The 26,803-nt window shown below is 52.0% G+C and carries 24 protein-coding genes and 1 tRNA gene; 10 read left to right on the top strand and 15 right to left on the bottom strand.

Going from position 1 to position 26,803, the window contains the following annotated elements; translation table 11 throughout:
• Window positions 1-64 precede the first annotated feature (64 nt).
• From QEH59_RS03645 to QEH59_RS03625, 5 genes are all read left to right on the top strand, one after another.
• Window positions 65-1,084, top strand: a complete 1,020-nt coding sequence (locus QEH59_RS03645) for a LacI family DNA-binding transcriptional regulator (protein ID WP_308983995.1) — start codon at window positions 65-67, stop codon at window positions 1,082-1,084.
• Window positions 1,085-1,199: 115 nt separating this feature from the next.
• Entirely contained in the window at window positions 1,200-2,570 is a 1,371-nt protein-coding gene (locus QEH59_RS03640; protein ID WP_308983994.1) for a sulfatase-like hydrolase/transferase, read from the top strand.
• A gap of 43 nt (window positions 2,571-2,613) precedes the next feature.
• A complete protein-coding gene (locus QEH59_RS03635) occupies window positions 2,614-6,693 on the top strand; it encodes a glycoside hydrolase domain-containing protein (RefSeq protein ID WP_308983993.1) in 4,080 nt (1,359 codons plus the stop codon).
• Between the two features lie 17 nt (window positions 6,694-6,710).
• Window positions 6,711-7,637: a nucleoside hydrolase gene (locus QEH59_RS03630; RefSeq protein ID WP_308983992.1), complete on the top strand. Its 927-nt coding sequence runs from the start codon at window positions 6,711-6,713 to the stop codon at window positions 7,635-7,637.
• A gap of 60 nt (window positions 7,638-7,697) precedes the next feature.
• Entirely contained in the window at window positions 7,698-8,681 is a 984-nt protein-coding gene (locus QEH59_RS03625) for a ribokinase (RefSeq protein WP_308983991.1), read from the top strand.
• Between the two features lie 84 nt (window positions 8,682-8,765).
• On the opposite strand, the gene QEH59_RS03620 is transcribed toward QEH59_RS03625, so the two are convergent.
• Window positions 8,766-10,055, bottom strand: coding sequence for a hypothetical protein (locus tag QEH59_RS03620; RefSeq protein WP_308983990.1), 1,290 nt, complete (start codon window positions 10,053-10,055; stop codon window positions 8,766-8,768).
• Window positions 10,056-10,168: 113 nt separating this feature from the next.
• On the opposite strand from QEH59_RS03620, the gene ahr reads away from it, so the two are divergent.
• Window positions 10,169-11,212 (top strand): NADPH-dependent aldehyde reductase Ahr, encoded by a 1,044-nt coding sequence (ahr, locus tag QEH59_RS03615; RefSeq protein ID WP_308983989.1) that lies wholly within the window; start codon window positions 10,169-10,171, stop codon window positions 11,210-11,212.
• On the opposite strand, the gene QEH59_RS03610 is transcribed toward ahr, so the two are convergent.
• From QEH59_RS03610 to QEH59_RS03565, 10 genes are all read right to left on the bottom strand, one after another.
• The gene (locus QEH59_RS03610) at window positions 11,209-11,436 is read right to left on the bottom strand and encodes a ferredoxin (RefSeq protein ID WP_308952167.1); all 228 of its coding nucleotides are present in this window, start codon (window positions 11,434-11,436) and stop codon (window positions 11,209-11,211) included. The genes ahr and QEH59_RS03610 overlap by 4 nt on opposite strands.
• A gap of 41 nt (window positions 11,437-11,477) precedes the next feature.
• Window positions 11,478-12,710: a peptidase U32 family protein gene (locus tag QEH59_RS03605; RefSeq protein ID WP_308983988.1), complete on the bottom strand. Its 1,233-nt coding sequence runs from the start codon at window positions 12,708-12,710 to the stop codon at window positions 11,478-11,480.
• Window positions 12,711-12,778: 68 nt separating this feature from the next.
• Window positions 12,779-15,181, bottom strand: coding sequence for a heavy metal translocating P-type ATPase (locus QEH59_RS03600; protein WP_308983987.1), 2,403 nt, complete (start codon window positions 15,179-15,181; stop codon window positions 12,779-12,781).
• A 40-nt stretch (window positions 15,182-15,221) separates the two neighbouring features.
• A complete protein-coding gene (locus QEH59_RS03595) occupies window positions 15,222-15,371 on the bottom strand; it encodes a hypothetical protein (protein WP_308952172.1) in 150 nt (49 codons plus the stop codon).
• Complete coding sequence (gene ccoG, locus QEH59_RS03590; RefSeq protein ID WP_308983986.1) at window positions 15,368-16,780, bottom strand: cytochrome c oxidase accessory protein CcoG; 1,413 nt, start codon at window positions 16,778-16,780, stop codon at window positions 15,368-15,370. The genes QEH59_RS03595 and ccoG overlap by 4 nt, the downstream gene beginning before the upstream one ends.
• A 112-nt stretch (window positions 16,781-16,892) precedes the next feature.
• Window positions 16,893-17,462, bottom strand: a complete 570-nt coding sequence (locus tag QEH59_RS03585) for a c-type cytochrome (RefSeq protein WP_308983985.1) — start codon at window positions 17,460-17,462, stop codon at window positions 16,893-16,895.
• Window positions 17,459-17,647, bottom strand: a complete 189-nt coding sequence (locus QEH59_RS03580; protein ID WP_308952176.1) for a hypothetical protein — start codon at window positions 17,645-17,647, stop codon at window positions 17,459-17,461. The genes QEH59_RS03585 and QEH59_RS03580 overlap by 4 nt, the downstream gene beginning before the upstream one ends.
• A 55-nt stretch (window positions 17,648-17,702) precedes the next feature.
• Window positions 17,703-20,069 carry a cytochrome-c oxidase, cbb3-type subunit I gene (gene ccoN, locus QEH59_RS03575; RefSeq protein WP_308983984.1) on the bottom strand — a complete coding sequence of 789 codons (2,367 nt, stop codon included), beginning with the start codon at window positions 20,067-20,069 and terminating at the stop codon, window positions 17,703-17,705.
• A gap of 30 nt (window positions 20,070-20,099) precedes the next feature.
• On the bottom strand, window positions 20,100-20,261 hold the full coding sequence (locus tag QEH59_RS03570) for a hypothetical protein (protein WP_308952178.1): 162 nt from the start codon (window positions 20,259-20,261) through the stop codon (window positions 20,100-20,102).
• An 8-nt stretch (window positions 20,262-20,269) separates the two neighbouring features.
• Window positions 20,270-20,746: a hypothetical protein gene (locus tag QEH59_RS03565; protein ID WP_308983983.1), complete on the bottom strand. Its 477-nt coding sequence runs from the start codon at window positions 20,744-20,746 to the stop codon at window positions 20,270-20,272.
• A gap of 92 nt (window positions 20,747-20,838) precedes the next feature.
• Here QEH59_RS03565 and QEH59_RS03560 point away from each other — a divergent pair, with 92 nt between their 5' ends.
• The gene (locus QEH59_RS03560) at window positions 20,839-21,771 is read left to right on the top strand and encodes a PocR ligand-binding domain-containing protein (RefSeq protein ID WP_308983982.1); all 933 of its coding nucleotides are present in this window, start codon (window positions 20,839-20,841) and stop codon (window positions 21,769-21,771) included.
• Between the two features lie 79 nt (window positions 21,772-21,850).
• Here QEH59_RS03560 and QEH59_RS03555 read toward each other — a convergent pair whose 3' ends face one another.
• Window positions 21,851-22,735, bottom strand: coding sequence for a helix-turn-helix domain-containing protein (locus tag QEH59_RS03555; protein WP_308983981.1), 885 nt, complete (start codon window positions 22,733-22,735; stop codon window positions 21,851-21,853).
• A gap of 125 nt (window positions 22,736-22,860) precedes the next feature.
• Here QEH59_RS03555 and QEH59_RS03550 point away from each other — a divergent pair, with 125 nt between their 5' ends.
• Complete coding sequence (locus tag QEH59_RS03550) at window positions 22,861-24,126, top strand: L-rhamnose isomerase (RefSeq protein ID WP_308983980.1); 1,266 nt, start codon at window positions 22,861-22,863, stop codon at window positions 24,124-24,126.
• Window positions 24,127-24,203: 77 nt separating this feature from the next.
• Here the strand turns inward: QEH59_RS03550 and QEH59_RS18860 are convergent, their stop codons facing one another.
• The 3 genes from QEH59_RS18860 to QEH59_RS03540 all read right to left on the bottom strand — a co-directional run bounded on the left by QEH59_RS18860 (window position 24,204) and on the right by QEH59_RS03540 (window position 25,080).
• Window positions 24,204-24,407, bottom strand: a complete 204-nt coding sequence (locus tag QEH59_RS18860) for a hypothetical protein (protein ID WP_345785321.1) — start codon at window positions 24,405-24,407, stop codon at window positions 24,204-24,206.
• A gap of 176 nt (window positions 24,408-24,583) precedes the next feature.
• Window positions 24,584-24,817, bottom strand: a complete 234-nt coding sequence (locus QEH59_RS03545; RefSeq protein ID WP_308983979.1) for a hypothetical protein — start codon at window positions 24,815-24,817, stop codon at window positions 24,584-24,586.
• A gap of 187 nt (window positions 24,818-25,004) precedes the next feature.
• Window positions 25,005-25,080 (bottom strand) — tRNA-Lys (locus tag QEH59_RS03540).
• Window positions 25,081-25,215: 135 nt separating this feature from the next.
• Between QEH59_RS03540 and QEH59_RS03535 the strand changes: the two genes are divergently transcribed.
• On the top strand, window positions 25,216-25,818 hold the full coding sequence (locus QEH59_RS03535) for an RNA polymerase sigma factor (RefSeq protein WP_308983978.1): 603 nt from the start codon (window positions 25,216-25,218) through the stop codon (window positions 25,816-25,818).
• Window positions 25,815-26,777 carry a hypothetical protein gene (locus QEH59_RS03530; protein WP_308983977.1) on the top strand — a complete coding sequence of 321 codons (963 nt, stop codon included), beginning with the start codon at window positions 25,815-25,817 and terminating at the stop codon, window positions 26,775-26,777. Before QEH59_RS03535 ends, QEH59_RS03530 begins: the two co-directional genes overlap by 4 nt.
• The last annotated feature ends 26 nt before the right edge of the window (window positions 26,778-26,803 follow it).

Below are 26,803 nucleotides of genomic sequence, written 5' to 3'. Positions count from 1 at the left end.
TGTCTGTTTTCGAGAGTTACGCCTCTATTCGACTACAACCTGTACCTCGTCTAATTACTTGCCTATGCCAAATTCTTCATTGAGAAACGAAGTCAGCTTACGTGATATTGCGGCCAAGCTTGGAGTTAATGTCTCAACGGTATCGCGGGCACTTAATAATCAACCTAAAGTGAGCGCAGCGCTGCGAGCTCGAGTGCTCGAAACGGCGAATACCATGGGGTATCGACCGAACCCATATGTGACTCGCCATATGGAAGAAATGCGGCGAGGTCAGCGATTGCCGAATCTGAGCAATGTGGCCTACCTTAATTTTTTTGCCAAAAAGAATCCACATTATCAGCGTGTAATTAATGGAGCCAAGGCGCGTGCAGAGCAATTGGGCTATCATTTTCAAATTGTAGATTGCGACGAGAAAGAAATGATGGGGGCTCGCCTCGAGCGCGTGTTGCTTTCGCGTGGTATCCGTGGAATTATTCTCTCACCTCCATCATGGGAGAGTACTGAAGCTGAGGTGAAATTACAGTTGGATTGGTCGCATTTTGCGGGTGCGATCGTCACACTTAATCAAAGCGAAATTGGCTATGACCGTGTGTATATCGATCCATATTTTTCAGCGCGAGAATGTGTGAATCAGGCTATTCAGTTGGGATATAAATCGATATTTTTAGTGGATGTGCCAATTTTGAACACGCGACTTAATCATCTGCATAAAGCTGGTTTTCTGGTGGAGGAAGATAGTTTTACTCATTCGCAACAAGGGCTGCATTTTGAAATTATAGAATGTTGTGACACAGTCATCACTCAGAAATTGAAACGTTTTGAGAAGCCGGTTCTACTTACCTATGTCCATATTCCTGAGTTGGCGCTCTCTTGCCCGCAGGACTATGGGGTCATCTATTTGACAAAACCCATTGGGCAAGCCGATGTTTGTGGTATTGCTCAAAAGAAGGAAGTTGTCGGACAGTTTTGTATGGATCTTTTGGCTCAAAGGCTCTCCCGTGGAGAGTTTGGCTTTCCTTCAGAGCCGAAGTTGATGGCCGTACAGGGTGTGTGGGAACTCGGCAACACTGTTTGTAAAAGCTGATTGCTGGCTTGGCTTTATCTCGTTGTTTTATTGAAATAGGGCAACTTGTTGCTCTTTGCTCGCGTTGACGGAGTGCCTCTTGCGGACAGTCTATATCTTTGAGTTAAGAAAGTCTATGAAACCGCCCAATATCCTATTTATATCAACCGATGAACTGCGTTTTGATACGCTTGGATATGCTGGAGATTCAATCGTTAGAACTCCCCATATTGATTCTCTAGAAAAAGACAGTGTTCAATTTGAGAATGCTTATTGTCCATCGCCAATTTGTATTCCGAGTCGTCAGTGTATGGCCATGGGCTCTTATCCTCGTACATGTGGAGTCGAGGTTTTTGGGCAAGATTTAGAGCCGAACAGCCATACATTTGCCCGTGCGTTCTCACTTGCAGGTTATAATACGGTTGCTTGTGGTAAGTTGCATCATGTTGGCGAGGACCCAAACCAAGGTTGGATGCGTCGTATTGGGATGGACGAACAAGTTCACCGTTCTACTATTAATGTCGCACGGGGAACGGAGGATCCTTTTCCTGTTGTGCAAAATAAATGGACAGATCGTAAGGAGATTAGACGAGCTGGCGTGGGAATGTCTCCGTATACGCGTTGGGATGAATTGGCGACGCTAGGTGCGGAATTCTTGCTCGAAGAGTATTTCGTAAGCCCATTTTATGAGCGTAGATATACAGAACAACCGTTGATGTTGTATTTAGGTCTTTGCAACCCGCATTATCCATATGCGGCTGAGGAAGATTTGTTTAATTACTATTATGACCGTGTGGATCCTAATTACGTTGCAAGTGTATTTGATCATCCGGTACTGGGAAAATCTGCATATAATGATGGTGAGCCTGTGACTGTCGGTGAGGGGCAGCAAGTTTCTCGTGATGAGATTCGAAGAGCGACTGCGGCATATTATGCGAATATTGAGGCATTGGATGCTCGGGTAGGCCGGGTCATACAGTCTATCAAAGCTAGTGGCCAAGATATTGATGATTGGATTGTTGTTTTTTGTTCGGATCATGGCGAATTGCTTGGCGAGCATTCGGTTTGGGAGAAACAACTCTTCTTTGAGGGGAGCGCTCGCGTCCCACTGTTCATTCGTTGTCCTTGGCACTGCGAGGGGCGGAGTGTGCGATCCAATGTTAATTTGATTGATTTATATGCGACTTTGGGGGAGCTAACCGGAGTCGAATGCCCCGAAGGCATGGAGAGTCGTAGTCTTGTTCCGCTGATGTCTGGCGATCATTCGCAGTGGGATAATCAGGTCTGCTCTCAGATGCACGGGAAATATATTATGATCAAGCGAGATAGCCTGAAATATCTACATTTTGGCGGAGATGGAATGGATGTTTTGTTTGATTTGGATCGAGACCCCTCTGAGTCAGAGAATTTTATTAATGAAACGGAGTATGCAGATGCCGTGGCATCCATGCGAGATGAGTTAGTCACATACGGCTTTGAGCATAAGCCGTTTTGTGCAACTAAATGAAATAATACCCAATAGTATAACTGAAATGAACCCCTTGAAATATATGAATTACAGCGAATCCGTGAATCGTTTGCCTGCCTATGTTAAGTCTTTATTGCTATCTTCGTGCTTGTGTACTGTTGGGAATCTGAGCGCAGATGAACCTGCTGCAGTCAGTATCCCATTTGGGAGTGAAGATGTGGTATTAGATGGCATTTTGAGTGCTGAAGAATGGGGCGATGCTGCATTGCTTCAGCAGTTTAAAGTGCTTGGCAAAGATTCAAATCAGGTCCTGACACTGGATCAATCTACCGTCGCTCGTGTAAAGTATATAGATGAATTTCTATATATCGCGTTTGATTGTGAGGAGGACGAGGCCGGATATCCCGAGGCTTACAATCGCCCGCAAAGAGGTAATTTGACTGAAGATGATGCCGTTCAGGTTGTCGTGGGCTTGGTCGATCCGACTGTTTTGGTGCGAGAAGATATTGATGTCGGTGGATATAAAGGAGCCATGGGGACCCGGGGTGCTGCAGCAGACCATTACTATCAGTTTACAGTGAATGCCGCGGGCGTGACGGCTCGCAGTTACAATGAGTTTCAATTGCGAAATTCGCTTTTTGAAGCTGCAGTATCTCAGCATGAAAATGGATGGTCTGCAGAACTGAAGATTCCGATGAGTAGTTTTGGTATAACGGAGCAGGACTACCCTAATATTTTCTTTAATTTATTTCGTGTGCGACCTCCAGAAACAGCTACTTGGCATATGACAGGTAGCGGATATGGTGGTTACCGTCCGATGGAATTTGGAGTTGCGACATTGCTAGATAAATCAAAATCCAATCAGAAAACTGTGGAACTTCCTTTGGAGGCCTCCATTTCATTGTCCGACGAATCAATTTCAGAGTCGCTAAGTGTTAAGATTGGTTATTATCCACTTTCTGGTTTTATTGTGGGAGAGTTAGATGGAGTGGATTCTGGTTTAGCGGATGAAGCTGTTCTTTCTGTTTCAGGTTTCTCAGAAGTGAAAGTGTCGGTCGCAGCGACCGAAGAATTTCAGTATGTTTATCAAGAGGTCTCACCTGGCAGCCAGCCTGAGCGCGAGGCAAGCCTGACTCTTTATAAAAATGGTCACATTGTTCAAACAGTTACACGCAGCTTAGAGGCCGTTGAAGCGCCGGAGTGGCTAGGCACAGAGGTGGCCATGGAGTATGTGGATCATAAAATCCCTCAGCCATGGACTCAACCAGTCATCGAGGGGAAAATGGTGCAACTAGTGGATAAGCAAATACGGTTTGGCGCATATGGATTGTTTGAATCAATTCTGCATGAAGGGGTCGAAATACAAGCTGGCCCGGCTGAAATTGATTTAGAGGTGAGTGGTCAGCCAGTCCTCTTGGAGTCTCAAGCACCTTCGTTGCAGGTCGACGGGACTGCTGTTGCAGTGCAAACCCTTGCACGTGCGAAATCTGTGCAATTGAAAACGCGATCGCAGCTTGATTACGATGGTTTTACCATCGTTAAAATGAAACTCGAAGGAGTTGATCCAAAGGATGTTTCAAAGTTGTCGGTTCGCATTCCAATTCGTCCGGAAGTTGCAAAATATGTTCATGAGATATTGGTTCAAAAAGACATGGAGTTGGATGGATTTGGGTATGCGGCATCTGCATCTCCTTTATGGACGGGAAATGAAGACCGCGGATTGTCTTTTAATTATGACACGGAACTGTTCTACTCTGAAGATATTCGGCATCAGGTTCGTTTGATTGAAGAAGAGTCCTGTGTCTGGATGGAATTCAATTTTGTCGATAATCTTGGGCAATTGCCGGAAGAAATGCCAATTTTCAGGTTTTTCCTACAGCCGACCCCCACCAAGCCTCTGTTTGCTGAACGCGTACGTCCAAAGGTGCAGCAATATAAGTGGGAGTTGTGGTCTGACTATCAAGGCTATCCCGACTTGGAGAAGATACCTGAACTGACTGAATGGGCGAGCAAGAATCATGAAGGTGGGCGCATCACGCAGTTGTATGGTTGCCAGGGCTTGCAGGATAATTCGCCGCCTATGACGGTGCCCGCAATTCGAGAAGACCTTTTGATGCAGCCGGAATGGTTATTCTATCGCAGAAAGCATGATCCAGGCAAGGGAGTTCCAGGTTTTGCGACGTGTAAGCGTGGTCCCGAGGGGGATCTACAATTATGGGGTTGGTACAAGTTGGCCAACGAAGCTGGAATTGATGGGATTTTAAGTGATGGCACTAGCCCTGCCTGGAATTGTGAAAATCCTGCACATACAGGTTGCCGTCGTCCGTATAGTTTGAGCATGGACGAGATTTATCAATCGAGAGTCGTCGGAACGCGTAGCTTTCTGAAGCGCTTGCGGGGTATTTTTAACGACACCGGACGTCCTTTGTTCATGAGTGCGCATACTGGTGGTGGTATTGATATTAATACCTTATCCTTCTTTGACGGCTACTTGGAAGGTGAGCAGTTAAGTCGCTTCCCGCGTGATTATCAAATCCCATTGCCAGTATATGCCGTCGGTTATAGCGGGCGTCCATGGGGCTTCAACTCCGAGTTCTGGGTCAAACGCTGGATTTGGAATAAGGGTCCTTATCTTGCCTTGAATTATGCTTTGTTATTTAACAACGAGGTACGTGGGAATTTCCTGGTTCAAGCAATTCTCGCCGATTTTGATACCAATGAGAGTACTGAGTTTCATCCATATTGGCGTGACCAAGCTCAAGTAGACTTCAAGAGCGGGCTGGATTCGACTAAAATGTCCTATTATTTGAACGACAAATCTGCCCTAGTGGTGGTGAGTAATATTAGTGCGGAACCAGATTCTTTTTCCTTAGGCATTGAGAACCTGTTCCCTGAGATCGACGTGGATACTGTCGTTGATGTGCTTACAGGAGAAGTTTACGGCGTGAATGATGGCCGCTTAAAGGCGAAAATCGCTGCAAATCGATGCTATGCTTTTCGCATCGATCAGGATGAAGCCTTAGCAGCTGCAGGATCCGTCGCGGTATCAACATCTCGTGTGAATACCGCTGCACCTTGGGCCTTGAGTGGGGGGACACATGGAGTTTCTCTCACTTCAATTGAGCACGAGCAGGGCACTGATAAAGTTGGCTATTTGTTAAAAAGTAGCTTGAAGAAAGATGAAGCGAGACTGACGTTTACAGGCGCAGAGTTTTATGAACAGGGTAGTTTGGGCTTCGGATTGAAAGTTCAGCAACGGGTTAAGTTCTACTTTGGCGAAGCTTCGGTCATCTACTACAAGCACCGTGGGTGGACGATTGACGGCTTTGTTCCAGGTCGCGGGGAGCTGTTCCAAGCTCCAGTTCGCGTGAATCAAGGAAGTCAATATGTAGAAGTCTGTATGAATGATGGATCAGTAGATATTGTGTTCAACGGGTATCCGCTTGCACGAGGGCTGAAGCTTGATACAGCATCAGCTGTCAGTTTTTCGATTGCAACATGGGGGGCGGATTCGGTCGCGCTTTATCCAGATTATGTTTCTTCAAAATCACATGATATCATTGTCGGGCGCCTAGAAACTACGCGGGCGTTGAGTACCGGGCATGACGTAAAGTATCAGCTGAGGAATCTTTCGAGTTCGGCATGGAGTGCTAATGTTGATGCGCCCGGTGTAAGTTTGGCGTCTAGCCAGATCTCTGGAGAGGAGTCCATACGACTCGCCTCGACCGTGGGGCGAGCAAAAGCAACTGCAACATTACACGAACATCGATTCGGTGACCGTGGTACTATTGTCCTCAGGTTTAAGATGGGCGATCGCTTAGAATTCAGTGTAGGTGATATCAGGATACGATATAGTTCGAGGTGGACGGTTACAGGGCCGCGGGATGGATGGAGCTCCGGTTATGTCAATCAAGTCCCCTATGTTCCGGGTGAATTGTGCACTATGGAGATTAGCTTTAATGAAGGTGGTATGAATGCGACGTTAAATGGCTATGTCTTTATCCGCGATATTCAGTTTAGAATGGCTCCTATTAATAATGTATTAAAGGTGAGCACCTGGGGCGGGGATGATGTCGAATTTAATGTCGTAGAGTTTTCTTCCGAACCAAGAGAATTGTTTCCAGCGACTGAGAAACGGCATCCTGTTGTTTCAGATTTATAATGGGAGATCGTAAACGTATGAATTCTGCACGAAAGAAAATCATTCTTGATACCGACATTGGGTCCGATGTTGACGATGCCGTCAGCTTGGCCTGGCTACTGCGCGAGCCGAAATGCGAATTGCTGGGAATCACCACTGTGAGTGGAGACACTTGCCTGCGGGCCTCTCTGGCGAGTGCGCTATGTCGCGATGCCGGACGTGAGGAGGTCCCTATTTATCCGGGCATTGCGAGCCCTATGTTTTTGTCTGAGAGCCGACAGCCGGAAGTGCCTCAAGCCGATATCTTGGCCAATGGGAAATGCTCGCACCAGCAGGCAGATTCGTTTCCGCAGCATCAAGCAATCCGTTTTTTGCAAGAGACCATTCGTGCAAATCCAGGGGAGGTGACACTGCTGGCGATCGGGCCACTGACGAATTTAGGGCTCCTTTTTTCGGTCGATCCAGAGATTCCCAGTTTACTCAAAGAGCTGGTGATCATGGGGGGCAATTTCACGCCAGTTCGTTGGTTGGGTGAGTATGGTGCCGGGCGTTGTGAGTGGAACATTGTTAATGATCCTCATGCTGCTGAAATTGTTTATCGGGCGGATGTTAAGATTCACCGTTCGATCGGGATTGATGTCACCGCACGCGTCAACTTGTCGCCGGCTGAAGTTCGACAACGCTTTCGGTGCCCAGGGCTGAATCTAGTGCTTGAAATGGCACAGGTCTGGTTTGATGGAGGGCGCGACGAAGTGACCTTTCACGACCCTTTGGCTGCTGTTTCTATCTTCGAACCAGACATTTGTTCTTGGGCGCGTGGTGGTGTGCAAGTCGTTCCTGACGGATTGATGGAGGGATATACGCTCTTTAATCCGGATGCGCCACAGGAGTCGCCTGTGCACGAGGTGGCCAACGATGTCGACATTCCACGTTTCTTTGATCGATATTTCGGAAATTTCATATAAGTGATTCGTTGTTATTGATTTTCTTTCGGTTGTTAACATGTGCGCGTCTATTATAAGTGTATGAATACTCCTTCTCCCGTAATCGCTGTTGTTGGCTCTGCCAATATGGATCTCTCGATACCGGTCCCTCGTTTTCCGCGCGAGGGGGAAACGATACTTTCCGGAGACGTCATCACGAATCCTGGGGGGAAAGGAGCCAATCAAGCGGTGTCTGCTTGTCGTGCGATGAGCGCTGCCAGTCGCTGCATCTTTATTGGTAAGGTGGGGGAGGACGCTTTTGGCGCTGAACTACGTGACAGCCTTGCTGCCGAGAATATGGATGTAAGTGCGCTGTTAGAAAGCTCTGAGGGGCCAACTGGGATGGCGACGATCATGGTCAATGATGCAGGCAATAATGGTATCATGGTTTCACTCGGTGCGAATGCTCTCTTGAGCCCAGAAGATATCGAAGCGTCGCGTGGATTGATTGAGAGTGCCAGTGTGTTGGTGGTGCAGCTCGAAATTCCTTATGAGACTGTGGCGGCGGCACTGGCAATTGCCCATCAGGCGGGCGTACTGACGATTTTAGATCCTGCACCTGCGCCCCAGCCACTGGCAGCGGGGCAGCTTGCTCATTTGCCTGATGAGTTATGGCAAGTCGATATCTTCTCTCCCAACCAGACTGAAGCCGAATTGCTCACGGGGATTGCTGTTACAGATTTAGCCTCGGCTCGGCAGGCGGGGGCCTGCCTCTTAGCGCATGGTCCCAAGCAAGTAATTCTTAAACTGGGTGGTTTGGGAGCCGCCATTCTTACGCGTGGAGAGGCCAATCCAGATGTCATTGACTGCACTCATGTTCCAGCGATGGATATTTCAATTTGTGATACGACGGCAGCGGGCGATGCCTTCACTGGAGCTTTGGCTGCCTTTTTGACGGAAGGTCGGCCGCTGACTCAAGCTGTCAGGTTGGCTGGAATTTCAGGTTCACTCGCGTGTACGCGTGCAGGTGCACAATCTTCTATTCCAATGCGTACTCAGATTTTTGACTCAGATGCGGATGCATGAAGTTGCTGCAGAGATACTAAGGTTGATATGAATCTCTAAGCTGTTTCATCCATGCGTTGGAGCAAATTTTGAGCACTTTTTTAGTTAGCGGCCGCGGCCGCCGCCAGGACCCCGACCACCGCCGCCACCTGGTCCGCCGCGGTTTTCGGCGTTTTCGAGGGTGGTGCGCTGCTCTTCAGTTAGTTCGGAGCTATCGAGATATTCACTGAAGCTTTCGGTGTCTTGCTCCTTCCAAGTGGCGGCGACGCGCTCCATCATCCAGGTGCGTCGGCGATCGTCGTCTATGGACTCCGCCCAGGTCATGGCGCTTGCGGGGTCTTCCGCGGCGGCACTAAAGGTGTAGGTGATGACAGCGCGATCGAGCTCAGGGCTGGCTTCGAGGCTATTGAGCCATTCTGCGGAAGCGGCTAAATCGTAACGAGTCCATTCTTCGATGATGGATGCGCTGGCGCGCGCGATGGCGGGGTCGTCGGCATCCAAGCTGTCCAACCAGGCTGCGGCTTCGGCAGGGCTGCTCTCGGCCCACTCGCGAATGAGGGCATTTTTTAAATCAGCTGAAGCTTCGTCGCCGAGTGAGACGACATATTCCGCTGCGGCACTGGGGTCGAATTCGGCCCATTCGCTGACGAGGTCGCGGCGGAGGCGGTCTTTCATGTCGGGATCACTGACCAAGTCGACCGCGAGTTTGGCGGCTTCCAGGCCTCCGTTTTCAATTTGGGCTTCGAGCACTTCACCGAGTAGGCGGTTTTTTAGGCGCGCATTTTCATCCATTGTGAGTGCTTGTTGAAAGGCGGCTTCCGGATTCGTCAATGCGTAGCCACGGTAGATCGCGGTCAGTTGAGAGGCGCGTGAGCGTGAGGGCTCGTTTTCTAGTGCAGTGGCGGCCCAGGCAATGGCAGCGGCGGGATCATTGCGGCCCCATACCTCGAGGATGGAAACGCGTGCGCTTTCGTAATCGCGCAAGGAGTCGATTTGAGTGGCCAGTTCCAGCGCAGCCATGGGTTCGGTTTCGGCGATCTGGCTGAGTAATTCGTTGATTAGTCGGGCGCGTTTGGGGTCCGACTTAGGCATGGCCAGGGCCTGAGTGAGTAGTTGACGGCTTTCCTCGGCGCTGAGTGTGGGAATCTCTCGCAGCATTTCTTCTAAGGAGAGTGCTTCGCCGTCGAAAAAGGCTTCCAGTTTATTGGCTTCTTCGGGCTCGGTGAGTGCTACAGTTTGAAAGCTCTGTTGCTGGGTGTTTTCGCGATTAGCCTGAGCGATCGGCGTTGTGGTGGAGGGATTGGAGGCCTCGTTGGCGCGTGATCCGACATAATATGCAGTCAGTAGGCTAACTGACCAGACTGTGACACCAAGTAGAACGGTAGATTTTTTCATAATTATTCGAGGGGAGCTTCAGATTAGAATCGCCATCATAAATGAATCGCAAGCTCTAGGCGAAAGTTTCAACTGCTTGGGGAATTTGCACTCTATCAGATTTTTGCTAGCTTATGGCTATGAATGACAATGCGACACAGACACAGACGATCCATGCTTATGCCGCGCAGCAGGCGGGCGGACCTTTAGAAAAATTTAGCTATGAAGTGGGGGATTTGAAGCCGAATGAGGTGGAAATTGATGTCTTGCACTGTGGCATCTGTCATAGTGATCTGAGTATGATCGATAATGAGTGGGGTATGTCGAAGTATCCCTTAGTCGCGGGGCATGAAGTGATTGGACGTGTCGCGGCGGTGGGGCCACAGGTCAGCCGACTGCAGCCTGGGATGACGGTGGGGCTGGGCTGGCATTCGGGCTATTGTGGGGAGTGTGCCTGTTGTCAGACAGGAGATCAGAATCTCTGTCAATCGGCGGAATCGACCATCGTCGCGCGGCATGGAGGCTTTGCGGATAAGGTGCGGGCGGATGCGGCCAGTGTGGTGGTGGTCCCCGAGGGAATTGATTTAGCCGCTGCGGGACCTTTACTGTGTGGCGGCATTACCGTCTTTAACCCACTCGTGCAGTTTGATGTGCAACCGACTGACAAGGTCGCTGTGATTGGTATTGGCGGTCTGGGGCATCTTGCGTTGCAATTTCTCAATGCATGGGGCTGCGAGGTGACAGCGTTTACATCGAGTGAATCCAAGCGTCAGGAGGCGCTGGAATTGGGCGCACATACGACGCTCAACTCGCGTGATGCTGCGGAGATCAAAGCTGCGGCCGGATCTTTTGATTTTATCATTTCGACGGTGAATGTGAAGTTGGACTGGAATTTGTATCTGAGCACATTGAAGCCCAAGGGACGGCTGCATTTCGTGGGAGCCACATTGGAGCCATTGGAAGTGGGCGTGTTTTCCTTGATATCAGCCCAGCGCTCAATTTCGGGATCTCCCGTGGGGAGCCCGGCGACGATTGAGCAGATGTTGGATTTTGCGCGTCTGCATGAGATTCAACCCAAGGTGGAATCGTATCCAATGAGTGAGATCAATGAGGCCTTTGAACGCTTGAAGTCCGGGGATGCCCGCTACCGGATCGTGTTGTCGAATGCAGAGTCTTAATCGATTCGTATAATGTCTACTGGGCAGCCGGTGGCAGCTTGCTCCAGAGTGGCGCGGTCTTCGGCGAAGCCTTGAGCGTATTCAAATTGTGCATCACGGCGAGTCACTTGAGTGAGCTGCGCTTCGCCGTGCTCGTCCATCTGCCAATAACCGGGCGCGACTTCGGTGCAGAGGGCACAGCCGATACACTCTGGTTTTTTGTGGGCTATTTTGATGTAGGTCATACGGGATATCGTTATGAGACATGACAGGCGCGGCGCCTGTCTTACTTTGTGATGACTTCTTGTATTATGAAGAACTTGTCATTCCGGCGGACGCGTTGGTTGACTTTGAGGGCGAAGACGTCGCCGCTTTGGGCTTGGGGCACTTCGCCGTCGTCGAGGCGTAAGCTCTCGATCTTGCCCTCGACCACTCCTGAAGTCTCACCGATGATGACATACTCGTCGCCGACTTCGACTGCGCCGATGGCGCGAACTTCGGCCACGCCGATCTTTGAATAGTAGTGTGTGACTTCGCCGCGTAAAATTTTCTGATGGGTGGCCTTGGAGCCATAGGCATTGGACCAGCCTTGTTCGCGTCCGAGGTAGTAGCCGGAGGAGTGTCCGCGGTTGTAGACCTTTTTGAGCTCGATGATGAGTTGGTCGACGAAGGCTGGATTATAGCTGCCGTCTTGAATTGCAGTGAGTGCCTGGCGGTAGGCGCGGGTGACCAGTTTGACGTATTCCGGCGAGCGGCCGCGGCCTTCAATCTTGAGTGTGTGCACGCCCGCTTCGACGACTTGGTCCAAAAACTCGATGGTGGAGATGTCGTTGGGCGAGAGCACGAAATTGTTGTCGATTTTGAGTTCTTGGCCGCTCTCTTGGTCTTTGACGACGTAGCTCTTGCGGCAGTTCTGCACGCAGGCGCCACGGTTGGCGGAGGCGTTATCGGTGTAGAGCGACATGCCGCAGCGCCCGGATACAGCAATGCAGAGCGCGCCGTGTGCGAAGGCTTCGATTTCAACCAATCGTCCGGCCGGACCGCGCAAGTCGTGCTGGATGATTTGCTGATGGATTTTGCGAATCATCGATAGGTTGAGTTCTCGGGCCAGCACGATGCGGTCACAGAATTGCGCATAGAATTTAAAGGATTCGAAGTTGGACACCGAGAGCTGGGTGGAGAGGTGGACTTCCAGTCCCAATTCGCGCGCCTTTAGAATGCAGGCCATATCCGCTGCGATTACGGCATGCACCCCGTGTTGCTTGGCGGTTTCGAGCAACTTATAGCAGAGCTTTAAGTCGTGGTCGTAGAGAAGGGTGTTGAGTGTCAGATAGCCGCGCACGCCTGCGGCGTGGCAGCGTTCCATGATCGTGGCCAAGTCGTCCACGTGAAAAGAGCGTCGCGAGCGGGCACGCATATTCAGCTGAGCCAAGCCGAAGTAAACGGCGTCGGCACCGGCATCGATGGCGGCTTGAAGGGAGGCATAGCAGCCTGCGGGAGCGAGAAGTTCTGTTTGCATAAATTTTTTTTGTAGAGGCGTGACTTGTTACGTCCGCCGAAGCAACGCGGGCGTAATGAGTCGCGATCCTACGTTTTTTGAGTTTGTCTACCGAGCCCTAGCCAAGCTAGGCCGAGTGTGACCAGCGAGCTGAGTGGCATGAGGATGGCAGCCATGAGTGGGTGCATGTGCCCAGCTAGGCAGATGCCGACTGCACTGATATTGTAGAGCACGGCGACTGTAAAGATGGTGGTGATGGTCAGGCGGCGGCTGGCGGCGACTTGGAAGAGCTGCGGGAGGCTGCGTAAGCTGCGGCCAAAAAAGAAAAAATCGGCGCTGGCTTCGAGGATGCTTTTATCGACTACGGGAGTGCCGCGGCAGATGGCTGCGTCGAATGCGAGGCTATCGTTGGCCCCATCGCCGATCATCAGAGCTTGCTGGGGCGCATGGGCTTCGATCCAGTTAGCTTTGTCGCGTGGGCTACACTGAGCTTTGCATTCGATGCCGAGTTGGGTGGCGATGGTTTGCACGCGCTCGGGCGCGTCGCCGCTGAGGATGGCTGTATCCATTTGCCGACTACGTATATGGTCGATGGCTTCACGGGCATCATCCCGCACGTCTTCTTGGAAGTGGAACCCTGCCACAAGTAAACCGTTTTGGCGCAGGCAAGTGTGTGGGCGGAGTGGGGAGCTTCCAGCTTGCTGGTATTCACTGCGACCAGCTGGAAGCTTGGCAGTCCGCCAATCAGGCTTGCCGAGGGTCCATTCGTTGCCGCCGGCGTCTTTCCACGCCACACCTTGACCGATGGTTTCCTCGACCAAGGCTGCGCTGTTGTCGCTGCGAAGCTTGGGGAATGCGGCCAGTAGTGCTTCGCGCAGCGAGCGTGCGATGGGGTGTCGGTTGTGCTCGACGAGCTGCTGAAGTGCTTGCGCAGCCAGTGGATCGAGCTCTTTGATCGCAGCTGTATTGAGTAGGCGAGGGATATCCATCGTCAGGGTGCCGGTTTTATCAAACACCACGGTGCGGACTTGACGCAGGCGCTCCCAGATCTGTGCGCTTTTGATAAACAGCCCACTGCGACGGAGGCGGGCATTAGCAAATTCGTCGCACATCGGCAGGGCGACGCCGAGCGCGCAGGGGCAGGAAACAATGAGCACGGAGATGAGCACTTGGGTGGACTTGAGCCAATCGCCGGATGTGAGTAGCCAGCTCAAGCTGCCGATGGCTGCGACCACCAGGACGGATGCGATATAATATTTTAGCACCGTCTGTAAGCGTCTTTCCTGAAAGCCATCTTCAGGGCGCTCCAGTAGCTGAGCCAGGAGGCTGTCGTCCCAAGCCTCGCGAGCGCGGAAGCGTAGGCTGTGTAAGCCGACGTTGATCGCGCCCGCCGGGGCGGTGCGATTCTGTGGCCACGTGACAGGGTCGGCTTCGCCATTGATCCATTCTAAGCTGAGGCTGCCTTGCGCATCCAAGGGATCGGCTGCGACAGGATTGATTTCGCCGGGCGCGACGCTGTATTGCAGTTGTGCGGTGATTTGACTGGCTGGAATACTTTGCCCGTCTTGGGCGCCACCGATGAGAGTCACATTGCGCGGGCCTGCTTTTTGGCGTTGCAGGTGCGAGCGGTTTTTTTCCAGCGCGTATTCCTGTAGCCAACGTCCCAGTAGCATGAGGAAGACGAAGGTGGCGACGAAATCGAAATAGATTAGGTTTACATAGCCGGTTGCCCAGCCCAGCAGGGAGCCGATGTAGCCCGCCAGTAAACCCGCAGCGATGGGCAGATCGATGTGCAGCACCCGGTTACGTGCGGCCTGCCATGCGCGTTGGATGAAGTAGCCGCCGCCGGTGATGAGGCTGAGGGTGGCAAAGGTCGCCCCCAGAAGTTGAAAGAGTGGGGCTAGAAAAAAGTCACCGCCCATACCGAGATAGGCCGGCAGGGTAAACAGCATGGTGTTGAGGAGAAAGAAGCCGCAGAGCCCGAGACGGTGGATGATTTGGCGACTGCCCGTATTCGCTTGAGGATCTTCAGTGTAGAGGGTGAGCCGATAACCGATTTTTTGGATTTCCTGTGCAAAGTCCGCCACATTGAAATGCCCGCGTTGCCAATACATCTCGATGGCGCTGGCACGTGGATCGATTCGAACACGGGCACTGCCTGGTTGACGTTGGAAGATGGCTTCAATTAACCACACGCAACCGATGCAACTAATGCCTTCCAGACTGAAGCGAGTGTGCGCGACAGGTTTTTCGCAGTTGGCTTCGACGCGTTTGAGCTCAGCGATCAAGGGAGCGACTTCAGCTTCGGTGAATGCCTTGGAGCCGACGGGCGGCACCGCGGTGTTTCCCTTGAGTTCATAGAAACGAGTCAGGTCGTTTTCGCTCAGCACTTGCGCGACATATTCACAGCCATGACAGCAGTAGCTTTCCTTCGCCCGAGGAGTGAAGGGCGTGCCGCAGTGGGCACAAATAGCTTTGGTGACGGTGGACATTTTCTCGTTGAGATCAGACGGATCGGTCTGATCCGGCCGATCATCTCTCGCTTTCGATTTCAATCGTTTCAACGGGATTTTCTTTAGCTATTTTGATCAGGATCGTCCATGCGATGATGACCAGAATGAAGGCGAGGGTCACAGGAATCCACAGGGACCAGGCAAATTTCTTTTTCTTGGGCGTGCTCATTCTTTTGCTGAGTGTTCTTTCCAAAGTCGTGCGTTGGGACCTAGGAATTCCGCTTCGCGAGTCATGATGATTGTCTCCCCGTCAGGCGCGAGTAGAGAGAGCGTTAAGGGAAACTGTCCGCTGTAGTGCGCGCGTGGGACAGATATGATGACCGGGCGCACTTCTTCGCCCATAGGCGGCACAGTGATGCCGTCTTCGTTGCCTTCCATTGTATAGGTCTGGTCTTCCGCGGCGCTGATTATGCGATAGGTCTTGGTTTCGTTGGTCTTATTGATCACCCGCACCATGTATTGATTGCGCACGCCCGCATCGCTTAGGAAGTAGGGGGCGCCGGACATGCGCACGACATTCATATTAGCGCTGCGCAGTTGCATGGCGGAGAGTGTAAAGGCTGCTGCCCCGATGAGCATCAGTGCGGCGTAGATAAAAGTGCGTGGGCGTAAGTAGCGCCGCTTTTGGCCTGCGAGGCCATTTTGTGAGTCGTAGCGGATTAGACCTTTGGGACGGTTCAGCTTGGCCATGATTGTATCACAAGCGTCGATACAGTTGGCGCAGCCGATGCATTCCATTTGCAGGCCCTGGCGGATGTCGATGCCCGTGGGGCAGACCTGCACACAGCGGGTGCAATCCACGCAGTCGCCGATGTCTTTCTTTTTCGCTGAACCGCGGGGTTCGCCGCGCTTTTCATCGTAGCCGATAATGAGTGTGTCATCGTCGATCAAGGCGGATTGCAGGCGACCGTAAGGGCAGATGACCAGGCATAGCTGCTCGCGGAACCAGGCGAAATTGACGAAGATAATGCTGCTAGCGATGAAGACAAATAAGAAGGCGCCCCAGTGCTCTTTCGGGCTGCTCGTCATCCAGTGATAGAGCTCGGGAATCGAAATGAAGTAGGCGAGGAAGAGGTGCGCGATCAGCGCCGAGAAGGCGAAGAAGATGCCATTCTTTACGACACGTTTGATGATCTTTTCGTTATCCCATGCTTGCTTGTCCAATTTCTTGCGAGCAGCTGCGTCGCCCTCAATCCAGCGTTCGATACGGCGATAGACATGTTCCAAGAAGACCGTTTGCGGGCAGGCCCAACCACACCATACGCGACCGAGCAGTGCTGTGATGAAGAAGAGTGTGAAGCCCAGGCCCGTGATGAAGAAAAACGCCATCCACAGGTCTTGAGCTGCGAAGCTAAGGCCGAATAGGTGGAAGCGGCGATTGAGCACATCCAGGAACACGGCCGGGTGACCATTGATCGGTATCCATGGCAGGGATACGTAGATGCCGATCAGTAGCAGCGCGAAGATGCGACGGTAGGTGGTGAAGAAACCCTTAACGTCGGCTGGATGCAGAAACTTACGCGAACCATCCTGGTTGATGGTCGTTGGCGTGGCACGTGATGGCTGATTGGGCTTCATGATATGGGGTGAACATCGAACACCGAAGGTCCAATATCCAATTCTGAATGCAGAGCTTGTTTGAGAGGACTTATTCGATGTTCAATGTTCGGTGTTGAGTGTTCGATTTTTTTTATGGCTTCAGCCCTGGGTTTTTGCTCAAGACAAAAGCGACCACTTCGGCGATACGCTTTTGGCCCAGTTGGCTCTCCCAGGCTTGCATGCCTTTTTCAGGCACGCCATGAGCAATCGTATTATAGATTTCGGAGGGTTTGGAGCCGTGCACCCACTCCTCGTCGACTAGGTTGAAGCCGATGCCGCCTTGTAGCTCCTTGCCGTGACAGGCCACACAGTTGGTCATGAAGGTGTTTTCACCCGCGCTGACGAATTGTGCGGTGCCTGCCATCTCGAAGAAGAGATCGTCGTTGGTGACGTCGATCGAATTCGCCAGGCGCTTGGCCGCGACCGCTTGTAGTTGCGCTTCGAGCTCTTGGTGCGCGCTGCCGTTAAAACTGCGATCATCCAGCACCAGCCAATAAACAATGGAGAAGGCGATCACACCGAAGAGGATGCATAGCCACCAGAAGGGGAGGCGTTGATCATACTCCTGGATGCCGTCGACTACGTGGTCGCGCAGAATGACCCCTTCGGGCAGGTCCTCTTGTTTGACGAGGTGAGAGTCTTTATGGTCGTCTGTGCTCATTTGCTAGCTACTTGAGTGTTCGCGTTGTCTCCGTCTTCGAGCGGGAGGTTCTCCATGTGGTGAACGGTGGTCTTTTTAAGGAGCAAGGCTCGCACAACGATGGCGAGGAAGACGCCAAAGGTGAGCCAGAAGGAGATGAGTGGAACGATGCTGGTCCAATCGTCGTAGATGATTCGTTTAAACATGACTTTTAGAATTTGGAATTAGTAACTAATACTTACGAATGAGTGAATGGGCGGACTATTCTGCGGAATCGCCCGTTTCTGTGTAGGTGCCCAGTTTTTGTAGGTAGGCGATGAGGGCGACGATTTCGCGGTCAGGTTCGGTGAAGGCGCCCTTTTCGGCCAGGCGTTCGACGATGCCAGCGGCTTGTTCATCGACCTGGGCTTGGATTTCCTCTTCGGAGAGATCGATCGGGTAAGGCACCCCTAGCATGCGCATGGCATGTATTTTATTGGGCAATTGGCTGACTTTGATCGGCTTTTCGAAGAGCCATGGGTAGTTGGGCATGTTGGAGCCCGGTGAGATGTCACGCGGATTTAGCATGTGCCAGTAGTGCCAGTCGTCAGAGCGGTGGCTGCCTTCGCGGGCGAGGTCAGGACCCGTGCGTTTGGAGCCCCATTGATAAGGAAAGTCGTAGATCGATTCGCCCAGGTGGGAGTAGCCGCCCCCTTGGCCACTGTTGCCATAGCGCATGACATCGGGCACCAGGGTGCGGATCATTTGTGAGTGGCAGTTATAGCAGCCTTCGCTGACGTAGATATCACGACCAGCGAGTTCGAGTGGTGTATAGGGCACTTGAATACGGCCTTCGATGTTGTCCGCGCGTTGCACAGTAACAGTCGGGATGATTTGGATCGCCCCACCGATGGCTGCAGCAATGATCGTCAAGACACTAAAGCCAAAGCTATGGCTTAGGAGCTCTTCGAACCAGTCGTTCCAGCTCGCCTTGGACACTTCAAAGTGGGCGATGGCCACAATGATAAAGACGATGGTCAAGAACATGCCAAAGATGAAGAGCGCTCCATTGCTGAAGATGGATAGGCAGACCGAGAAGATGATCAGGCCAGAGTAAATGACAGGAGCCGAGAGGAAGGTAGAGAAACGCTTGTCGGTGTCGGACTCAGTTTGAGTGGCGACTTCCACGGTGCCGTTGACAGCTTGACCACTGCGGGCGGTTTTCCAGATGTTGTAGGCCAACATAAAGAAGCCGATCAAGTAGAGGCCGCCACCGATGGCGCGGAAGAGCATGACCGGACGGATCGCTTGTAAGGTGTCCAGGAAATTAGGATACTGCAGGACGGTGCCGCCCTCTGTGGTGGCGTTGAGCATGAGGCCCTGTGTGATACCAGAGACCCACATCGAAGCCACGTAGAGTAGGATGCCCACCATGCCGAGCCAGAAGTGAGCGTTGGCCAATGTCGTGGAATAGAGTTTGGTATTCCACAGGCGTGGTGCCAGCCAGTAGAACATACCCGCAGCGAGGAATCCGTTCCAACCGAGGGTGCCGGCGTGCACGTGTCCGACGGTCCAGTCGGTATAGTGCGATAGGGCATTGACAGCTTTGATCGAAAGCAGGGGGCCTTCGAAGGTGGCCATGCCGTAGAAGGTGACGGCTGCGGCAAAGAATTTAATGATCGGGTCGGTCAGTAGCTTGTCCCATGCGCCCCGCAGGGTGAGCAGACCATTGAGCATGCCGGCCCAAGAGGGCGCCCATAGCATGAGTGAGAAAATCATGCCCAGTGATTGTAGCCACTCGGGCAGGGCAGTGTTGAGCAAGTGGTGCGGACCCGCCCAGATGTAGATGAATACCAGCGACCAGAAGTGGATGATCGACAGGCGATAGGAGTAGACCGGACGATTCGCTGCCTTGGGCACGAAGTAATACATGATGCCCAGCATCGGCGTGGTGAGGAAGAACGCCACCGCGTTGTGCCCATACCACCACTGGACCAGCGCGTCTTGCACGCCTCCAAAGATCGGGTAGCTGTGAGTGAAGCTGGTTGGGATCGAGAGGTGATTGACCACATAAAGCATGGTGATCGTTACGATGGTCGCGATGTAGAACCAGAGCCCCACATAGAGCGACTTCTCATTGCGCTTTGCCAGCGTCCAAAAGAAATTGGCGGCGAAGACCAGCCAGATGACAGCGACCAAAATGTTGATTGGCCAGATCAGTTCCGCGTATTCTTTACCCCGAGTGTAGCCCGCGGGCAGGGTGATGGCGGCGCAGACAATGATAAATTGCCAGCCCCAGAGGTTAATCTTGGTGAGCAGGTCGGATGCCATGCGCGCACGGCAGAGACGCTGAGTCGAGTAGTAGATGCCGGCAAACATCATATTACCCACGAAGGCGAAAATCGCAGCATTGGTATGCAGTGGACGTAGGCGTCCGAAAGTCAGGAACTCCACGCCCTCACTTTTGAGCCACCCGAATGTGATCCATTCGAGGAACTTTCCGTTCATTTGCCAGTAGTTCAATTGGGTGGCGATCAAGACGCCTGCGCCCATGCCGACCAGGCCCCAGAAAATGGAGGCGATCATGAACTTCCTTACGGAGTCGTCATCGTAGACGATAGTCGTGGTTTTTGTGTTGTTTGTATTCATCTGCGTTAAATGTAAGTCGTCGCTGTGAGTTTAGCGGTGGAGGGCATTTTTAGGGATTTCAGAGTCGAATGGGCGCAGGGCATCCTGCTCCGGAGAGCCGAGGCCCTGTGTGCGTCGTTCGCGAACGAAGAAGAGTAGAAAGAGCGAAGCGAGTAGTAGGCTCAGGAAGACGGTGAGTATGAGGACGTTCATGGAAGTATTTAGTTGTAAGCAGCAAATGGGCAGTCGTTGCGGAAGGTTCTTTGTTGGCAGAGTTTAATTTCTTTACTGAAGAAAATAGAGAGCGCGTGGTTGATCAGGCCTTTGGAGCACTCGCGATCAAAGGGGCTAAATTCGTGTTCAGCGTCCCACTCATCGTCGAAGACAGACATGAAGGCGTGTAAGCCTGCATCCTGTAGTTCCAAGCAGACCCGTCCGCCGAAGCAGCGCTCGCGGCAGTCGCAGCTCACGCCGAGAAACTTGCTGAGATGGAGCACCTCAGGGTTTTTGCCTGCATCAGGCCCGTTTTCTATCAAATCGAGAACTGCATCCAGCGCCTTGGTAAAGAACTCATAGGGCACAACACCGCTTTCCAGCCCCTTCGATTCGATGGGGGCTGGGATATCCACTTCGGTTAACCAGTTCTCAATGATTTGATCACGGTTATCACGAAGGTAGCTGACCAAGCGTGCATGCATGGCTTGATTATTACAGATCAGGGGCTAGGCTGTCTCAGCATATTGCGCATAAGACTGCGCATATTCTGCAAAAAACACTTTTTTCTCCTGATATGCTCACCGAAACCTGTCATTCCGATACTGATTCAACCTGCGCGCCCAGTGGTGCAGGTCGTACTCTGGTCGACCGGTTGAGTGAATCGCAACTCTATCGAGACTACGAGCAGGCCTTTCGAGCGGCCACCGGGCTGCCCTTGGCGATTCGTCCGGTAAAGGCCTATGAGAATGCATTGAAGAGTCGCGAGGGCGGGAACCCGTTTTGCATGTTGCTGGCGCAGACCAATGCCGGTTGTGCGAATTGCATTAAGATGCAGGCCGACTTGGAGCAGAAGGCCGGCATGGAGCCTAAATCGCTGCATTGTTTTGCGGGGCTATGCGATAGTGCCGTGCCGATTCGGGTCGGCGGTGAGTTGATTGCATTCCTGCAGACCGGGCAAATTCTCTTGCACCAACCGAATCAGCAGGAGTTTTCACGCACCACCAAGCAGTTGCTCGCCTGGGGGAGTGAGGTGAATTTAAAGGCCTTGGAAGAAGCTTATTTTCAGACCAAGGTCTTCAATCCAGAGCAGTACGATGCCATGTTGCGGCTGTTGTCGACCTTTGCTGAGCACCTCGCGACTATCAGTAATAGTATCGAGCCCCAGCAGTCGCTCGCCGCGGCCGATCCAGAAGATCAAGTGGTGAGCCGCGCCAAGAAATATATCAGTGAGCGTTTCAATGAGCGCATCAGCTTGGACGAAGCCGCGCAGGCCGTGAATGCCAGCACGCGTCATTTTTGCAAGGTGTTCAAGCAAGCCACAGGCATTACTTTTACCGATTATTTGGCGCGTACCCGCGTCGAGAAGGCCAAGCACCTATTGCAAAATCCGCATCTCCGCGTGAGCGAGATTGCCTTTGAGACAGGTTTCGACTCCATTTCGCAGTTCAATCGTTCCTTTAAGCGTATCACCGGCATGTCGCCGACTCAGTTTCGTAGCGAGGGCTAGGGCTTTGGGAATACCGCGGCATTGTGTGCTATGGTCGTGCTGCCTGGGGCTAACGCTAAACGTGATTTGAGGAGCCTCGCTACTTTGACTGTTGTCCGTAGGCCTTTACCCATTCTGTCGGTGATTGACCGAAGGCACGTTTAAAGGCTCTGGAAAAATAATAGACCGAACTAAAGCCCAATGCGTCGGCGGTTTCAGAGACGCTCAAGTGATTGTGCTGTAATAAATCGCGCGAGCGGTTGAGTTTGATCTGGTTTTCGAATTTGCGCGGCGCGTGGCCGGTTTCGCGTTTGAAGGCGAAGCGGAAGCGGGAATAACTGCATCCGAGCTGCTGGGCTAAGGCTGCCAGATCGCTGCGTTTGTCCAGCTGTTCTAGCATCGCCGCCTTGGCGCGCTGGACAATGGCGGCGTCGCTGTTGTGTGGCTGTGTGAGTTCAGCTTGATCGGCCTTCAAAAAAGCTAAAATGAGTGGTATGTGACTGGCTGCGATTTGATCGCGCCCTGCGATGTCTTGATGGGCCCAGTGCAATAGGCGGTCGAACAGTCCGACGATTTCTTGTGGCTGCTGCGTCTGCAGCACCGCCTGCTTGGATTGGAAAAACTGGTGCATGACGCGGGTGGCATCTGCGCCGCGAAAGCCGACCCATGCTTCGCGCCAGCCTGTGCTGGGGGCAGGATGGTAGCGGTGCCATTCGCCTGGGAAGATTAAGAAGACACTGCCCGCGGAGACCTGCATTCTCGGGACTTTCTCGGATTCAAATATACCTGAGCCTGCTTCGATGAAGACGATTTGAAACTCCTCCAGAGTGCGGCGCCCATCGGCATCGAATAAATACGCCAGCGGATGTTCAGCATCCGGATACCGTGCCTGAGAGGCAATCGCTTGTCGTCCGGCGTCTAATATACGCCATCCCCAACCAGAGGCGGCAGGGTCGGAAGGGAAGTATCGACTATAACTTTGCATCTATGGCGTAGAACTCTATTGGGAGTTTTTAATATTTCGATGTCAAAAAGTGCAAATATTCTATCAGTCTGTGCATTCACAGACGACCTCTGAGCGGTTATGATAGGTCTTTCTGAATAAATCGAATGCTGACTCCTTATTATCCTGATATGTATAACGAAGCCAAAGAAATATACGCCTCGATTGGCGTTGATGTTGAACAAGCTCTGACTGCGCTCGCGAGCACACCGATCTCCTTGCACTGTTGGCAAGGGGACGATGTGGTGGGCTTTGAATCCGGGGCCGGTGCGCTAGGCAGTGGACTGGCTGTGACTGGTAATTACCCTGGCAAGGCACGTAGCATTGACGAGTTGCGTCAAGACTTGGAGCAAGTGTTGAGTCTATTGCCGGGAAATCATCGTTTGAACCTACATGCCATTTATGGTGATTTTGGTGGGCAGAAAGTGGACCGCGATGCGATCGAGGTTGGGCATTTCCAAAGCTGGATCGACTGGGCTCAGGCGCAGGGGATCGGTATGGACTTCAATCCATCCAATTTTTCTCACGCCAAGGCGGACGATGGTTTCACGCTGAGTCACCCGGATGCAGGCATTCGTGATTTCTGGATTGAGCACTGCAAGCGCAGTCGTGCGATCGCTGCGGAGATGGGTAAGCAACTCGGGAGCGCTGCGGTTACAAATGTTTGGGTTCCGGACGGCATGAAAGATCTGCCGGCTGATCGCCAAGGCTTTCGCCAACGTCTATCCAATAGTCTTGATGCGGTTTTCGCGGACAAATTGGAGCTTGCGCACAACATTGATGCAGTGGAGTGCAAACTTTTCGGCATCGGCTCCGAGAGTTTTGTCGTGGGCTCGCACGAGTTTTATATGGGCTATGCGCAGAAGCATCAAACGGCGCTCTGCTTGGATGCCGGCCACTTTCATCCGACCGAAAGTATCGCGGATAAGATTTCATCCGTATTGATGTATGTGCCCGAGCTCTTGCTGCACGTCTCGCGCGGTGTGCGTTGGGATAGTGACCATGTGGTGCTTTTTGATGATGCCACGCAGCAGATTATGCAGGAGCTCGTGCGTTGTGAGGCACTGCCACGCACCCATATCGGACTCGATTTCTTCGACGCTTCCATCAATCGTATCGCAGCTTGGGCGATCGGCACACGCGCGGCACAAAAGTCTCTATTGCTGGCCTTACTCGAGCCACGCGCTGCATTGCGTGAAGCCGAACTATCCGGCGATTACACCACGCGCTTGGCCCTGTTGGAACAAGCCAAAGCCTTGCCATGGTCCGCAGTGTGGGCAGAGTTCTGCCAGCGTAATGATGTGCCAAATGAGCTGGATCTGCTGGCGAAGGTGAAAGATTACGAGAAGACTGTGTTAAGTCTGCGGAGCTAATCTATTTTTCAAATGGGCGAGGTCCCCCTATGAGGGGCCTCGTCACCTATTTATTGTTCAAGTAGTTTGAGCGAGTCTTATGACTTAGGCTTAAATAGTGCCGCATCCAAAATAGACCATAAATGTATTATCCAGCCCATTAATAGGATCCATAGAACGCTGGCTAAAACGAATTGGATCAGAGCCATTAGTGGGCGCCCCTGTACTAGCTGTCCCAATCCTGGGATGAAAAAGCTGCATAATGCGGCGATGACGTTACCTGTAGATCCTTGTTCTGCCATAAGTATAAATTCCCTTTTTAGTGTGTTGTTTCGTGTTTTATAATTAGGTATGTCTAATTTAGTGTCCGTTTCAAGTTCGAGTGGCATGTAAATTATTTAGACGGTCTATGCTGTTAAATAGATGGCTTAATCGAGATGATTGAATAAAGTGCGTGATGGGAAATTGAGGTCGAACGCTAAGGCAGGTCGGCTATTTTTTCAGCGATTGGCTTTTCTTGTCCCGCTTCGGTTCGGATGAAGAGTTCCTGCAAGCCTTTAGCGCTTTGGGTGGCAGCTTTGATGCCTGCTTGTTCGATCCGCTGTACTTTTACGCTTCCAGTTCGACTGTGCTTGCCGAGCGATTTCCCACCATAGGATTGTCCGATGATGACACCAATGACGCCATCGATCGCTTCAATTTTTTGGATCATTCGTCGACATTCTTTCGAAGTGCTTTGATGGCGTCCGCGCGAGGGCATTATATGAGAGCTGGTTGGTTGTTGATTTACGGTTGTGCTGATCACCAATGGTGCGAAGTCATAGCTTGGGCAGCTTCTCGCAATGGCCGCAAGGCACAAAAAAGCCCGCATGTTGTGGAACTTGCGGGCAAAGTTACCGTGGTAGGCCGTCGGGGACTCGAACCCCGAACCAATTGATTAAAAGTCAACTGCTCTACCGATTGAGCTAACGACCCCTACACGAAAGCGCGGGATAAAAGGTGTGCAGCGGCGTCTTGTCAAGGATAGGAAAACATTTTTTATTTTTATTTGAACGAAGTTTATTGGAACAAATCTAAGCATTTAACGATCTACCCTTCATGAACACAACTATGAGTGCTAAAACTGAGACGATTCACCCTGATGAGCTGCTGATTGAGCGCATCAAGGCGGGCGACATGGCCGCTTACAATGACATGGTCACTCGCTATTATGACCGAATTTTTGCGCGTGTTTCGCAACTTCTTAAAAATAAACAAGATGCGGAGGAAGTGACGCAGGATGCTTTTATTCGTGCCCATCGTGGCTTGGAGAATTTTCGAGGCGATGCATCCTTTTCGACTTGGCTGTATCAAATCGCGACGAACCTCGCGCACAATCGCTACTGGTATTGGTTTCGTCGTAAGCGGGATCAGTCGATTTCCTTGGACCAACCCTTGGGCGATGATGGGAGTATGACTTTGGAAAATGTGATGCCATGTGCAGGGGAAAATCCTTCTGAGGCTGCGGTGACTCAAGAATTTGTGGATCGTGTCTCTGAGTGTATGCAGGGGCTCAACGAAAAACATCAGGAAGTCTTGATTTTACGAAACGTTAAGAACCTGTCCTACGACGAAATTGCGCAGCAATTAGAGATCAGCGTGGGTACGGTGAAGAGTCGGATTGCCCGTGCGCGGGATAGTCTGCGTGATCTCATGGGTGATGATTTTGCATGAGCGAAGAGAAATTTTTAGAGCTTGTTAATCTATATTTGGATCGAGAGATCTCAGAGCAGGGCCTTGCTGATTTAAAGGCAGAATTAGAGGCGAACCTTGAGCGTAAGCTAGAGTTCCAGGAGCGCTGTCGTTTGAATCAGGCGATGCGCCTAGCGATGAGTCCCTGTGCGGTTTCTAAACGACGCTCAGGGCGGTCTTCGTCGCGTGTGGAATCATCCTCTTTCAAGAGCACCAAGAGCACCAAGAGCAAGCGTACGAAGGGGAATCGCGTCAAGGGGAAGCTGCCGACTGCAAGAGCTGCAAGAACTCCGCATACACTTAGTTCTGTCAGTTCCGTTAGTTCTGTCAGTGACGAAAGGCGTCGTGTGCGACGTCAGGCTGCGTTGGGGGCGCGTCAGCAACGCGAGTTGATGGACAGTGGCAGGCCTCAGTTCGGCGATTTGCCTGTGTCGACGCAGGAATTTGCTGGAGACAAGGGACACTTTCCACGTTGGATTATGGGGGCGGGTTTAGCTGCGTCCTTTGTAATAGGTTTTGTGCTGCTGGCGCCGGCATTACGTGATACGGTCAATCTGGCGTCGCGAGCGGCACTTGAGGGGATTGAATCGGATCAGGAATTACAGATGGATCCATTAGATACCATTGGGCGAAGCGAATGGCGGCGTTATGCGACAACGCAGGCACAGCGTTCCGCGAATCAACGTGCAAGCATTGCTGCACAATTACGTTTAATGGGCTTACGTCCGGAATTGACCCCAGTTGAGAAGCAATTGCGTTCGGTTAGCGCCGCTGCTGCGAGGCGTCCCGCGCCAGCCCGTAATGATGCTGAATTATTGGCTGCTGTACAGCAAATGTCGCCGATGCCGACCCCGCAGATCTTACGAGTGCAGCCTACTGATCAGGAGTCTAGCATGAAGTGGCCGAGTGGGTTTCATTCGTCGCTGGCTAGTTTTAAGTAAACCGTGCTAGTCGCTAGTTGGCAGGA

Source organism: Thalassobacterium sedimentorum, assembly GCF_031127905.1.
Taxonomy (GTDB): domain Bacteria; phylum Verrucomicrobiota; class Verrucomicrobiia; order Opitutales; family Coraliomargaritaceae; genus Thalassobacterium; species Thalassobacterium sedimentorum.
The sequence above is the reverse complement of the archived record's forward strand: the minus strand, read 5'-3'. Positions and strand labels throughout refer to the sequence as shown.